The organism is Mesorhizobium sp. WSM4820, from assembly GCF_055811075.1.
On record NZ_JBVVQN010000005.1, the window covers coordinates 213,745 to 226,892 of the forward strand.

Genomic DNA, 13,148 nt, shown 5'->3' on the forward strand with positions numbered 1-13,148 from the left:
TCATGCTGGCGACCCTGTAATCGAGGCGCAGGAGCGTTGGCGTTACAAACAATAGTCACCTGTCACTGTCTTTTGTCAAGCATTTGCCCGCGACGCTTGACTTCGTTCTGCAAACCTGCGGAAAAAGGGACATGAATGCCAACGCCGACATTGACGTAGTCCGACCATCTGGGCTCTCGGCACTGCCGCCCGAATTCGACAGCGCGGTGGCGTGGGCCGCCTGGCTCTACTATGTCGACCAGCTCAACCAGAGCGACGTGGCCAAGGTCATGAACGTCTCCAGGGCGAGCGTGGTGCACTATCTGCAGGAGGCGCGCGAAAGCGGACTTGTCGCCGTGCAGGTCGATCACGACGCTTTTGCCCGCACCTTGACCTCGCGGCGTCTCATGGAAAAATACGGGCTTCGCGGCGCAGCGGTCATCCCCGACCTCGATCCCAACGACGCCGACCGCCGCATCGGCGAAGCGGCAGGACGGTTGCTGGCGTCGATGGTCGATCCGGGCGACACGATCGGCGTTGCCTGGGGAAAAACGGTGCTCGCTGCCGCCCGCTCGATCCCACGACTACGGCATGACCGGAACCTCACCGTCGTCCAGCTCTCGGGAAGCTCGATCGGGACCAGCGATTTCTCGCCGGAATTCTGCACCTCGCTGATGGCCAATCGGCTCGGCGCCCGCTGCATCAACCTGCTTGCCCCGGCGATCGTCTCCACCGACGAACTGCACGACCAACTCATGCAGGAGCCGATGCTCGTCAACCAGTTCCGCATGATCCATGCCGCCGGCAAAGTCATCTTCGGGATCGGCGATATCGGGCCGGAGAGCACCTATGCCCGAGCCGGGATATCGGATGCCGCCGCACTTGCCGGCATGATCGAGCAGGGCGCGCTCGGGGTCATCATCGGGCGGTTCATCGACGCTCAGGGAGCCGCTTTCGCAACGCCGCTCGACGGACGAACCGTCGGCATCACGCTGGACGAACTGAAAGCGGTGCCGGTCCGCATCTGCGCCGCCGGTGGCGCCCGCAAGATGGCGGCGATCAGGGCCGGGCTCGGCGGCGGATATGCGACACATTTTGTCACCGACATGGCCACCGCGAACAGTCTCTTGGAATAGCCGGTAACCAGCACCGGTGGAACTCATCGTCTCGGGAGGACAATCATGGGCAGCAGCGACGGACCTCTTGTCGTCGGCCTCGACAGTTCCACCCAATCCTGCAAGGCGATTGCCTGGAGCCGGGACGGACGAGCCGTGGCGGAAGGCCGGGCGCCGCTCGAACTGATGAAGCCGAGGCCGGACTATGTCGAGCAGGAGGTCACCGACTGGTGGCGGGCCGCAACAGCGGCGCTGCGACAGCTTGTCGACGCGGTCGACGCGACACGCATCGCCGGGATCGCGATCTCCAACCAGCGCGAGACCGTTGCCCTCATCGACGGCGCCGGCGCGCCGATCGGACCCGCCAGCCTGTGGCTCGATGAACGCGCCGCCGGGCTGGTCGACCGTTTCGCGGCGGAGATCGGCCGTGAGCGACTGCACCAGATCACCGGCAAGCCGATCGACGTGACGCCGGTCGTCTATCGCCTGAAATGGCTGCGCGAGAACGAGCCGGAACGGTTGGACCAGGCGAACAAAATCCTCGACGTGCATGGCTATCTGACGCTGAGACTGACGGGAACGCCAAGCGCGAGCTGGACCAGCGCCGATCCGTTCGGTCTCTTCGACATCTCGCGCAAGGCATGGTCGCAGCCGATCCTCGATCATCTCGGCATCAAACCGTCGCAACTTCCCAATGCGGTGCGGTCCGGCACGCGAGTCGGGACCGTTCATGCCGCAGCCGCCGCCGCAACCGGCCTTTCGGAAGGAACGCCGGTGATTGCCGCCGGCGGCGATGGGCAATGCGCCGGGCTCGGCGTCAATGCCATGCGCGACGGCGTCGTCTATCTCAATCTCGGAACCGCGATCATCGCGGGAATCTGGTCGCCAGAACCGGTGGTCGGCGCCTTCTGGCGCACCATGACCTCGCCAACCGGCGATGGCTATTTCCTCGAGGCCGTGCAGCGGGCGGGCGTCTATTTCGTCAACTGGTTCGTCGACATGTTTGCCGGCGGGCGCTCCGATCCGGCGATCTTCGACCGCCTCGAAAGGGAAGCGGCGGCCGTGCCGATCGGCTCGGACGGACTTCTCGCCGGCACCACCCTGGTCGGCTGCATGGACCCGCACTGGGATCCGAGCGCACGCGCCAGCTTCATCGGCATGCACCCCTCGCACACGCTCGGTCATTTTTATCGTGCAGGGCTCGAGGCAATGACGCTGCAAACCGCCCGGGCTCTTGAAGAGATGCGCAGCCATGGTCTTTCGCCGGCGCAAATGGTGGCGATCGGCGGCGGCGCCAACAGCAAGCTTTGGACAAAGATGATCGCGGACGCAACCGGGATCGCGATCCATAAGGGTCACAATGCCGAAGCCTCGTCGCTCGGTGCAGCGATCAGCGCGGCGGTCGGCATCGGATGGTTCGAGGGTTTTGCCGAGGCTGCCGATGCGATGACGAGCATCGCCGAGACAATCGAGCCCGACCCCGGCTGCCGCGCAGCGTGGGACGCGCTCTCGGCCAGGCAGGCCAAGGTCTTTTCCGCGACCCGATTCGCCTGGCGAACCGGAGCGTGAAAAGCATCCCGTCCGGCTACTTCAACCCACCTACCGCCTGCTGATAGACATCAGGCTTGAAGCCGACGAGGATACGATCGCCGAGATCGAGGACCGGCCGCTTGATCATCGTCGGTTTGGCCAGCATCAGCGCCTTGGCCTTCCTCTCGTCGAGGCTCAGCCTGTCCGTGTCCGACAGTTCGCGAAACGTCGTGCTCGACTTGTTGAGCAGGGTTTCCCAGCCGACCTTGCCGGACCAGCCGTCGAGCCTATCCGCCTCCAGCCCCTCGACCCTGTAGTCGTGAAAACGATAGGCGACATCGTGGCTTTCCAGCCAGATGCGCGCCTTTTTGATCGTGTCGCAATTGGTGATGCCGTACATGGTGATCGTCAATATTTTGGCCCTCGGGCTGGTCGCTCATCGAATCTGCCGCACCCTAAACCACCGTTCAAGCATTGCCAGCTGCCATATGTGAAGAGGATTTGAGCTTGCTCACATGGCGGCCAGGGCATCGTCCTGGCCGCCATGCCTGATCACCAACGATGCAGCGAGTGACAGAGCTTCCGAAATCCGGTTTCAGCCTCAATAATAGAAGCGCTCTTCGGCAATTTTGCCGTTCTTGACCGTGTACAGACCAACCTCATCCATGCTGACACGCTCGCCTGTAGCCTTGGGCGTTATGTCAAACTTGAAGCGCACTGCGAACTGGTCGCCGTTGACATATGGGCCCTCGACCGCGCCGCCATGAACTTCGTGGTTCTCTTCCCACCACTGGCCCTTCTGCCTCACGGCTTCCTTGCCACGGCAGACGGCCATCGGCCCTTCCATCGCTTCGTAGCTGACGATGTCGTCGGCATTGTACTTCTCAGCCGCAACATCGTTTTGACCCTGCTTGAGCAGATCTGTGAAATCCTTGGCAATTTCCGCGGTGGTCATATGTTCCTCCTGTTCAGACTAATTCCAAGTAGGGCACTTGCTGGCCTGCCACGATGAATAGCGCGTGCCAGCCCCTGCCCTCAACCAATTATGATGCGACGAACGCGTGAACAAAACAGGAACAAACTGGAGAGTCAAGTGGAGATCGAGCCGGCCGGGGAAGGCCGGCGCTCGAATGTAATGCAGTTTTGCATTATGTCTGTTTTACTCAGGAGATTCTGCCATGACGACACTGACCGTAACAGCACGGGGGCAAGTCACTTTTCGGAAAGAAGTGCTTCAACACCTCGGCATCAAGCCGGGAGAAAAAATCGAACTGGATTTGCTGCCGGATGGCCGGGCAGAGCTAAGGGCATCGCAGCCGAAGGGATCGTTTCGGGACCTTCATGGCTTCCTGAAAGGCAAGACGAATGGCCAGGTTCTCACTATTGAGGAAATCAATGAGGCAATTGCCGAGGCTGGTGCGGCCGCCGGGGCCGGCAAGGAATGAAGATCACGGCTGATACGAATGTAAAGGGCATTCCACCCGCCTCCTAAAGGCGAGCGCCTGATAAAATTGTCTCACACCGGATAGCAGCCGCGCTCGATGGCGAGGCGGCGCACCAGCGCCAGCAGGCTGTCGATGGTCGGCGTCGGCTGGGCGGTCAGCCGGCCAAGCTCCTGGACCGCCGTCACCAGCGCATCGATCTCCATCGGCCGGCCACGCTCAAGATCCTGCAGCATGGAGGTCTTGTGCTCGCCGACGTCGCCGGCGCCCTTGATGCGGCGGTCGACCGAGATCGGGAAACGAACGCCGAGGCTTTCGCCGATCGCCTGCGCCTCCAGCATCATGGTGCGGGAGAGCGTGCGGGTGGCCTCGTCGGCAACAATTGCCGCAAGCGTGCTGCCGGTCAGCGCGGAAATCGGGTTGAAGGAGAGATTGCCCCACAGCTTCACCCAGATCTCGCTGCGGATGTCATCGCGAACCGGCGCCTGCAGCCCCGCCGCAATCATCTCCTCGGCAAGCCGCGTGACACGCTCGCTCTTCTCGCCCGAGGGCTCGCCAAGCGAGAACCGCTTTCCCTCGATATGGCGGACCAGGCCGGGCGCATCCACCTCGGCCGCGGGATAGACGACCGAGCCGATGACGCGATCCGGCCCAAGCCGGTCCCAGATCAGCCCGCCGGGATCCACCGCTTGCAACCGCGTGCCTTCGAGCGGCCCGCCGATGCTGTGGAAATACCACCAAGGCACGCCGTTCTGCATGGTGACGACGGCCGTCCCCTCGCCCAGCAGCGGCGCGATCTGGTCGAGCGCTGGCGCAACCGAATGGGCCTTGAGCGCCAGCACGACATAATCCTGGGCGCCTAGCTCCTGCGCCTGCGCGGCGGCCCTGACCGAGGCGACGGATTCATGACCGTCTTCGATCAGGCGGAGCCCGTTTGCCATGATCGCGTCGAGATGCGCGCCGCGCGCCACGATCGACAGATCGACGCGGCCGGCCATGGCAAGCTTGGCCGCGAGATAGCCGCCGATCGCGCCGGCGCCAAAAATGCTGATCCGCATTATCCCAGCCCAGGTTTTGCAAGACCGAGTTTGGCCGCGAGGCCGATGCGCTGCAGCTTGCCGGTCGCGCCCTTCGGGATTTCGTCCAGGATCAGGACAATGCGCGGCACCTTGAAGTCGGCAAGCCGTGTCGCGGCAAAGCTGCGGATTTCGCCTTCTGTGGCGGCCATGCCCTCGCGCAGCACGATCGCAGCCGCGACCTCCTCGCCGAGCTTGTCGTGCGGCGTGGCGAAGGTGACGACCTGCGCCACCGCCGGATGGTCCATCAGCACGTCGTCGACCTCGAGCGGCGAGATCTTCTCGCCGCCGCGGTTAATGATCTCCTTGAGCCGGCCGGTGACGCGCAGATAGAAGTCTTCATCGAGCACGCCCTGGTCGCCGGTATGAAACCAGCCATGCGCAAAAGCCGTGGCATTGGCGTCCGGATTGTTCTCGTAGCCCGCGGTGACATTAGGCCCGCGAATGACGATCTCGCCGGTGTCACCGGGCTGCAGCAATTGCCCGTCCGGCGCCATCACCGCCACCTCCGGTCCGGCCGCGGCGCCGACGCTGCCCGGCTTGCGCAGGCCCGGCGGCAGCCGGTTCGAAGCCATCTGGTGCGCGGCCTCGGTCATGCCGTAGGATTCGATCACCGGGCAGCCGAAGGTCGCCTCAAGCTCGGCCATCACTTGCGGCGGCAGCGATGCCGAGGACGAGCGGATGAAGCGAAGAGGCGCGTCGGCCAATGCCTCGGCATTGCGCGTTGCGCGCGGCAGTATCGCCTGATGCATAGTCGGCACGGCCGTGTACCAGCTCGGCCGCGCCTCGCCCAGCCAATGGAAGAAGCGCAGCGCGTTGAAACCCGGCGTGCAGAAGACGCTGCCGCCGGCGGCGAGCGAGGACAGCACCGCCGCGATCAACCCATGGATGTGGAACAGCGGCATGATGTTGAGGCAACGATCGCCGGCCGTCAGACCGAGCGTCGCGCCGATATGAGCGGCCGAGGCGGCGAGATTGGCGTGGCTGAGCGGCACCAGCTTGGGTCGTGACGTGGTGCCGGACGTGTGCAGCAACAGCGCGATGTCGCCGTCTTCAGCCAGGCCCGGCGAAACAGACGGACCAACCGGTTTGCCCTTGATCTCAAAACTGCCGGCTGGCGCGTCACGCAGTGCCGTGAGCCTGAGCACCGCTATGCCGAGGCGCTCGGCCACGGTCACCGCCGGGCCGCTTTCGTCTTCGGCGACGAGGATCGCCTTGGCGCCGATGTCGGAGAGATAGAAATCGAGCTCGTCGGCCCGGTAGGCCGGATTGAGCGGCGCCGTCGACGCCGCCGCCGCCACCGCGACAAAGGCCGTCGCCATCTCCGGCCCGTTCGGCAGCACGATGGCCACCCGGTCGCCACAGCCGAGGCCCAGTGCATGCAATTGCGCTGCCGTCTCGGAGATCAGCTGGCGCAGCCCGCCATGCGTGAGCGTGATCCTGTCGGGTGCCGAAATCGCCGGCGCATCGTCGGCTCCGGCGGCAAGCCGCTCAATGATCGAGGCTGCTTCAGACAACGCGAACCTCTAGGTCGCCGACGCCATCGATATGACCGCGAAGAACGTCACCGCGCACGATCGCGCCGACGCCCGCCGGCGTGCCGGAAAGAATGATGTCCCCCGGCATCAGCGTGAACAGACCTGACAGATAGCTGATCATTTCCGGAACCTTCCAAATCATCTGGTTGAGGTCGCCGGTCTGCTTTCGCTGACCATTGACGTCCAGCCAGATCGCGCCCTGGCTGGGATGGCCGGTCGAGCTTGCCGGAACCAATGGCGTGCATGGCGCCGATGCCTCGAAAGCCTTGCCGACCTCCCATGGACGGCCCATGTCCTTCGCCTTCCCTTGCAGGTCGCGCCGCGTCATATCGAGACCTACGCCATAACCGAACACGCAGTCCAGAGCCTTTTCGACCGGGATGTCGGTACCGCCGCTCTTCAGCGCCACGACCATTTCGATCTCGTGATGAACATCGTTGGAGGCCGGAGGGTACGGAAATTCTCCTGTCGTATCGAGGTTGTCGGGGTTCTTCTGGAAGAAGAATGGCGGCTCCTTGTTGGGGTCGTGTCCCATCTCGACGGCATGCGCGGCATAGTTCCGCCCGACGCAATAGACCCGGTGCACCGGAAACATCTTGTCGGTTCCCGCCACCGGGATGCTCGGGATTGCGGTTGGTTCGATGACGTAGCTTGAAGTCGTGCCGTGCATGTTCACTGTCTTGCTCCTGCGTAGTATTCGACCTTGGCTTCGGCCCGTTCGATCAGTTCGGCGATCAGCAGGGCGAAGGCAAAAAGGATGATGGTCAAGGCCCAGAATTCGGCCATGCGGAAATTTCGCGAGAAGGTTTCGAACAGTGCACCGTAGCCGACGATGGCGACGAGCAACTGGCCGATGACGACGCCCTTGACGCCGCGTATGAGGCCGAGGCGAATGCCGGCAAAGATTTCCGGAAGGGCCGCCCACAGGATGATCTTGCTATAGAGCGCCGGGCGCGAGGCGCCGTAGGAACGCGCCATCTCGATCAGCGACGGCGAGATATGACGGACCCCGGCGCGGGTGTCGAGAACGATGATCCAGATCGCAAACAGGAACACCGCCGCAACGATCGTCTTCTCGCCGAAGCCGAACAGGATCATCAGCACCGGGACGATCGCCGAGAGCGGTGCGCTTGAAAAGATGTTGACCCACATGCCGAGCAGGTCGTCGGCGATCTTGACGCGTCCCATCAGGATACCCAATGGCACGCCGACAACGATCGACAGGGCCATGCCCGTCGCGAAGGCGCGAAGGGTCGTGACTGTCGCGCTCTGCCAGGACGGCGTCTGCACCAGGCTGACCGCTGCAACCAGCACGTCGCTAAACGGCGGCAGCAGAAAGACAAGGTCGAGCCGGCCGACGATTTCCCATACGACGCACCAGACCAGCAGGGACGCCATCATGGGCACACGGTGGCCAAACAAGGTCACGGCCGCTCACTCCACATACTGCTTCAGCCCCTGCCAGATCTCCTCGACAGTATCGAGATAGTGCCTGTCGCGATGGATGCGCTCGGGGTCGCCGGAGCGATCGATTTCCGGTTCGATGATCTGCGAAACCCGGCCGGGTCTCGGCGACAGCAAGACGATGCGGTCGGAGATGTAGACCGCTTCCTCGATCGAGTGCGTCACGAAGATGAAGGTCTTGTTCTGGTTGGTGCGCAGCCGGATCAGGTCTTCCTGGAATTTCCGCCGGTTCTGCTCGTCGACCGCCGAAAACGGTTCATCGAGCAGCAGGACGTCGGCATCGACCGACAAGGCTCGCGCCAGGCCGACGCGCTGGCGCATGCCGCCCGACAGTTCGTGCGGGTATTTGTCCTCGAAGCCGGCGAGACCCACCTCGGCGATGTAGCGTCGGGCGATCTCCTCGCGCTCGGCCTTGTTGGTGCCGCGCAACTCCAGTCCGAAGGCCACGTTGCGCATCACCGTCGCCCACGGCATCAGCGCAAAATCCTGGAACACGAAAGCGCGTTCGGGGCCGGGTGCGGTGACGTGCTTGCCGTTGATCGCGACGGTGCCGCCATCGGCCCGTATCAGCCCCGCTATGATCTTCAGCAGCGTCGTCTTTCCGCAGCCGCTGGGTCCGAGAAGGCTGGTCAGCTTGCCCCTGGGAAAGTCGAGGTCGATGCCGCGCAGCGCCTCGACATTGCCGTAGGTCTTGGAGATTCCCCTCACTTCCACGATTGAATCGATCGGTGCGGGAACCGGCGACGGTCCATTTCGCAATGCGGTCGCGCCCATCTTAAGCACCTCTGCTCTCGGGCCTGAAAACGCGGACTTCCACCCACTGCAGAAAGACGAGCGTCAGGGTGGAAAGCGCAATGATCGAGGCGATTGTTGCGTACATCTCGGCGTAGTCGGCGCGCGAGCGGTGGAAGGTGATGAGGTCGCCGATGCCGGTCGGGGTGATCAGCAGTTCGGCGAGCACCACGCCGACGAAGCCGGCAGCGACGCCGAGGCGCAAGCCGGCAAAAATCACCGGGCTGGCGTCCGGAAGGATGATCTTGGCGACGGTCTGCCAGCGGGTGCCGAGGAAGGATCGGCACATGACCAGCAGCGACTCGTTGACGTTGCGCACGGCCTTGTAGGTGTTGAGCACGATGACCGGCAGCGCCAGGATCATGACGGCGAGCGTCTTGGCGGTCATGCCTATTCCGTAGACAAAGGTGACCATCGGAATGAAGGCGGCGACCGGTGCTGCCTGAAGCACGATGAACACGGGGATCACCAGCCATTCGCCGGTGCGCCACAGACCACAGATCGTGCCGAGGCCGACACCCAGGAACGCCGACAGGACAACGCCAAGCACCAGCGGCTGCAGCGTCGAAAGGTAGGCGGTCGCCAGGCTGCCGTCGGCGAGCAGTCCGAAGAACGCGACGACCGTGTCGGAAAAGGTCGGGAAGGCGAAGCTGACCGGAATGCGCCCAGCCACCTCCCAGATTCCCGCGAACAGGGCGATCGACACCAGCCTAAGCAGGACCGGCTGGTCCCACGATGCGCCCGTTGCGCTGCGATTGGAAAGAGGAGCGAGGCCGGCAGCCTCGCCGTCGGTTCTGATGCTTACGGCCATCCGGCAGGCCGCCTATTTCTTGCCGAGCTTGGCGACGGCGCGGTCGATTGCGGAGACGTCCCAGAAGTCCTCGACCTTGAGGCTGGCGGGATCGCCTTCGATCTGGCCGGCAAGGCTGAAGAAGGCAAAGTCGTCCTTGGCCGCATCGGCTCCGCCGCCGTTCAGCGCAAGACTGCCAGCTTCCGCGGTTTCCTTGTAGTATTCGGTGATTTCGCTGTCGGCTTCAGCGCCGAGATCCGGCAGCAGTTTGTATTTGTTGCGAAGCTCGACCGCGACCGCGGGGTTCGCGGTGATCTCGCGCGCGGTCTTCATCAGTTCCTCGACCAGGATGTCGACGTCGGCGGCGTTGTTCTTCAGATAGTCCGCGGTCGCGAAAAGCGCTTCGTCCGAGGCGCCGAGATCCTCGACCGGCAAGACGATGAACTTGCCGGGGGCTTCGGCCTCGAGCGCGCGCCTGTTGGCGGCATCGACGATCGACGCCTTGATGGTCCCTTGGAGCAGCGCATTGCGGCGAACCTCGGAACCCGGGACATAGCTGATGTTGCCGAGCTTGATGCCGTGGTTTTTCGCCATCAGCAGCATGACCGCCTCGGTGCCGGAGCCGCGCGCCTGCACGGCGACCTCCTGCCCGTCGAGATCCTTCCATTCCTTGTAGAATTCGCTGTTGACGACGGGAAAGAAGCGCAGCGTCGATATCTGCGCGAAAATGCGGATCGGCACGCCGACCTTCTGGATCAAGGTATAGGGCGCGCCAATGCCGACATCGGCCTGGCCGCCGACAATGGCCTGGGCAGCCAGATCCTCGTCATTGAGAACAATGAGCTCGACATTCACGCCGCGCTCCTTGGCCCGCTCTATCGCGGCGAGCGTCTGAATGGATTCAATGCCCGGAAGGTCGCCGAATGCGATGCGCATGTCGCCCGCATTTGCGGCCGACAAGGGCGCTGCACATGCCAGGACCGCGGCGAAAGCGGTGGCAAGGATGGTACGTCTGGACACGCCGGCCATTGTCATTCCTCCCGTTTTTTGTAACCATTTCCTTGATTGGTTAAGACTACGGGACGGATTGGTCAAGGAGAAACTGCACCGTATCGAACGGGCGTGCCCAGAAAACTCGGCAGTTGACGGTTTGAGCTAATCGTTTTAACACCGACAAAGGGAAATCATATGCGGATTGGTTAAATTGATGGACGATCCCGGTAATGGCGGCCACGCCGCCTTGGTTCAGCTGCAGGCCTATCTTGCCCAGATGGATCATGCCGGTGAGACGCGGCTGCCTGCCGAGCGGGAACTGTCGGAGAGCCTCGGCGTATCGCGCGGCGATCTCCGCAAGGCGCTGGCGGTTCTCGAGAAGGACGGCCGCATCTGGCGTCACGTCGGCAGGGGCACCTTCGTCGGCAGCGGGCCGGTCGAGGAGACGATCGGCATTTCGGAAATCGCCGGGCGCACCAATCCGGCCGATGTGATGCGCGCACGGCTCATCCTCGAGCCGGAGATTGCGCGCGAAGCGGCGCTGCACGCCACGCTTTCGGATATCGCCGCGATGCGGCAATCGCTGGTGCAGACGCGGGAAGCCGTCACATGGCGGCAATATGAGAATGTCGACAATCTGCTCCACCGGCAGATTGCGCAGGCGAGCCGCAACAATGTTCTGCTCGGCCTGTTCGACGTGCTGAACGCCGTGCGCCGCACCGTGGTCTGGGGACGTCTCCGTTCAGAAGGCGTCCGTCCTCCGGCAGACCATCACAGCTTCGCCGACCATGAACGGATCGTCGAGGCGATCGCCGAGCGTGACCTCGGCGGTGCGGCGGCAGCGATGCGCCTGCATCTCCAACAAGTCGAGCGGCGCCTGATCCCTGTCCGCGAAGCCGCCGAATAGCTCAGATGACCCGCTACAGCGACCTTCTTGGATGCGCGGCGCTGTTCGGGTTAAGCCCTACGCGCCGTAGCCGATGATGCCCTTGATCTCGAGGAAATCGTGGATCGCCCAATCGGCATATTCGCGGCCGTTGCCGGATTGCTTGTAGCCGCCGAACGGCGCGAAGGTGTCCCACTCCGGATAGTTGATCGAGACCTGCCCGGCGCGCAGCCGGCCGGCGACTTTTCGCGCGTGGTCGACATCCCCTGATTGCACATAGGCGGCTAGGCCATAGACGGTGTCGTTGGCGATTTTCACCGCGTCATCGTCGTCATCATAGGAGATGACCGAAAGCACCGGCCCAAAAATCTCCTCCTTCTCGATGGTCATGCCCGGCGTGACGTGGCCGAAGACCGTCGGCCGCACGTAATAACCGCGATTAAGATGCTCCGGCCGGCCGGGACCGCCGGCGACCAGCGTTGCACCCTCGGCGATGCCGGCCTCGATCAGCCGCTGGATCTTGTCGAACTGGATGTTGCTGACCACCGGCCCGAGCCTGGTCTCTTCCGAGCGCGGATCGCCGACCTTGTGCGCCTCGGCCGCCTTCTTGGCGATCGCCAGCGCCTCATCGTGGCGGGCGGCCGGCACCAGCATGCGCGTCGGCGCGTCGCAGGACTGGCCGCTGTTGCCGAAACAGGCGTTGACGCCCTTGCGCACGGCTCTCTCGAAGTCGGCATCGGCAAGCACGATGTTGGGCGATTTGCCGCCGAGTTCCTGCGCCACGCGCTTGACCGTCTCGGCCGCCGTCTTGGCGACGATGATGCCGGCCCGGGTCGAGCCGGTGAAGGAAACCATGTCGACATCGGGATGTCCGGCCATGACCTGTCCGACATCCGGACCGGTGCCGTTGACCATGTTGTAGACCCCCTTCGGCGTGCCGGCCGCTTCCATCACTTCCGAAAAGACGATGCCGCTGATCGGCGCGATCTCGGAAGGCTTCAGCATGACCGTGCAGCCGGCGGCGATCGCCGGCGCCACCTTGCAGACGATCTGGTTAAGCGGCCAGTTCCACGGCGTGATCAGCGCGCAGACGCCGATCGGCTCCTTGACCACCATGGTGGCGCCGCGCTTCTCGCTGAATTCGTAATCCTCCAGCGCCTTGATGGTGGACTCCATATGAGCCCTGCCCGCCCATGCCTGCGCCTCGCGCGCCCAGGTGATCGGCGCGCCCATCTCCTGGCTGACAGCCTGGGCGATGTCCTCGTAGCGCTCGTTGTAGACTTCGAGGATGCGCTTCAGCAGCTTCAGGCGCTCGGCCTTGCTGGTTTGCGAAAAGGCCGGAAAGGCCGCCTTCGCCGCCGCCACGGCGCGATCCACATCGGCCTTCGAGCCGACGGAGATTTTGGTGTAGGCCTCTTCGGTGGACGGATCGATCACATCCAGCGTCGCCGGCACCACGGGCGCGACCCACTTTCCGTCGATAAAGAAGTTCAGGTGATTGCTCATGGGTAGTGCTCCGGTTTTCTGGAAAGGATGAGGGTCG

Annotated in this window: 14 protein-coding genes; 4 read left to right on the forward strand and 10 right to left on the reverse strand. The window is 63.5% G+C overall.

Going from position 1 to position 13,148, the window contains the following annotated elements:
* Positions 1-131 precede the first annotated feature (131 nt).
* Positions 132-1,115 carry a sugar-binding transcriptional regulator gene (locus AC0L2R_RS10910; protein ID WP_091596103.1) on the forward strand — a complete coding sequence of 328 codons (984 nt, stop codon included), beginning with the start codon at positions 132-134 and terminating at the stop codon, positions 1,113-1,115.
* Between the two features lie 45 nt (positions 1,116-1,160).
* Positions 1,161-2,663, forward strand: coding sequence for a xylulokinase (locus AC0L2R_RS10915; protein ID WP_473508794.1), 1,503 nt, complete (start codon positions 1,161-1,163; stop codon positions 2,661-2,663).
* Between the two features lie 16 nt (positions 2,664-2,679).
* Here AC0L2R_RS10915 and AC0L2R_RS10920 read toward each other — a convergent pair whose 3' ends face one another.
* Positions 2,680-3,036: an ArsC family reductase gene (locus AC0L2R_RS10920; RefSeq protein WP_473508795.1), complete on the reverse strand. Its 357-nt coding sequence runs from the start codon at positions 3,034-3,036 to the stop codon at positions 2,680-2,682.
* A 189-nt stretch (positions 3,037-3,225) separates the two neighbouring features.
* Positions 3,226-3,579: a SnoaL-like domain-containing protein gene (locus AC0L2R_RS10925; protein ID WP_473508796.1), complete on the reverse strand. Its 354-nt coding sequence runs from the start codon at positions 3,577-3,579 to the stop codon at positions 3,226-3,228.
* Positions 3,580-3,802: 223 nt separating this feature from the next.
* Here AC0L2R_RS10925 and AC0L2R_RS10930 point away from each other — a divergent pair, with 223 nt between their 5' ends.
* Positions 3,803-4,069 (forward strand): AbrB/MazE/SpoVT family DNA-binding domain-containing protein, encoded by a 267-nt coding sequence (locus tag AC0L2R_RS10930; RefSeq protein ID WP_473508797.1) that lies wholly within the window; start codon positions 3,803-3,805, stop codon positions 4,067-4,069.
* A gap of 71 nt (positions 4,070-4,140) precedes the next feature.
* On the opposite strand, the gene AC0L2R_RS10935 is transcribed toward AC0L2R_RS10930, so the two are convergent.
* Genes AC0L2R_RS10935 through AC0L2R_RS10965 form a run of 7 tightly spaced genes read right to left on the reverse strand, consistent with a single transcriptional unit; the run spans position 4,141 to position 10,755 of the window.
* On the reverse strand, positions 4,141-5,124 hold the full coding sequence (locus tag AC0L2R_RS10935) for a 2-dehydropantoate 2-reductase (RefSeq protein ID WP_473508798.1): 984 nt from the start codon (positions 5,122-5,124) through the stop codon (positions 4,141-4,143).
* Positions 5,124-6,659: an acyl--CoA ligase gene (locus AC0L2R_RS10940; RefSeq protein WP_473508799.1), complete on the reverse strand. Its 1,536-nt coding sequence runs from the start codon at positions 6,657-6,659 to the stop codon at positions 5,124-5,126. Before AC0L2R_RS10940 ends, AC0L2R_RS10935 begins: the two co-directional genes overlap by 1 nt.
* Positions 6,652-7,350: a fumarylacetoacetate hydrolase family protein gene (locus AC0L2R_RS10945; protein ID WP_473508966.1), complete on the reverse strand. Its 699-nt coding sequence runs from the start codon at positions 7,348-7,350 to the stop codon at positions 6,652-6,654. Before AC0L2R_RS10945 ends, AC0L2R_RS10940 begins: the two co-directional genes overlap by 8 nt.
* A 2-nt stretch (positions 7,351-7,352) precedes the next feature.
* A complete protein-coding gene (locus AC0L2R_RS10950) occupies positions 7,353-8,108 on the reverse strand; it encodes an ABC transporter permease (protein WP_473508800.1) in 756 nt (251 codons plus the stop codon).
* 6 nt (positions 8,109-8,114) lie between these two features.
* The gene (locus AC0L2R_RS10955) at positions 8,115-8,918 is read right to left on the reverse strand and encodes an ABC transporter ATP-binding protein (RefSeq protein ID WP_473508801.1); all 804 of its coding nucleotides are present in this window, start codon (positions 8,916-8,918) and stop codon (positions 8,115-8,117) included.
* Position 8,919: 1 nt separating this feature from the next.
* Complete coding sequence (locus AC0L2R_RS10960; protein ID WP_023799435.1) at positions 8,920-9,747, reverse strand: ABC transporter permease; 828 nt, start codon at positions 9,745-9,747, stop codon at positions 8,920-8,922.
* 12 nt (positions 9,748-9,759) lie between these two features.
* Complete coding sequence (locus tag AC0L2R_RS10965) at positions 9,760-10,755, reverse strand: ABC transporter substrate-binding protein (protein ID WP_473474898.1); 996 nt, start codon at positions 10,753-10,755, stop codon at positions 9,760-9,762.
* Between the two features lie 178 nt (positions 10,756-10,933).
* Between AC0L2R_RS10965 and AC0L2R_RS10970 the strand changes: the two genes are divergently transcribed.
* On the forward strand, positions 10,934-11,626 hold the full coding sequence (locus AC0L2R_RS10970; RefSeq protein ID WP_128167736.1) for a FadR/GntR family transcriptional regulator: 693 nt from the start codon (positions 10,934-10,936) through the stop codon (positions 11,624-11,626).
* Between the two features lie 57 nt (positions 11,627-11,683).
* Here the strand turns inward: AC0L2R_RS10970 and AC0L2R_RS10975 are convergent, their stop codons facing one another.
* Positions 11,684-13,111: an aldehyde dehydrogenase family protein gene (locus AC0L2R_RS10975; RefSeq protein WP_473508802.1), complete on the reverse strand. Its 1,428-nt coding sequence runs from the start codon at positions 13,109-13,111 to the stop codon at positions 11,684-11,686.
* Positions 13,112-13,148: the final 37 nt, after the last annotated feature.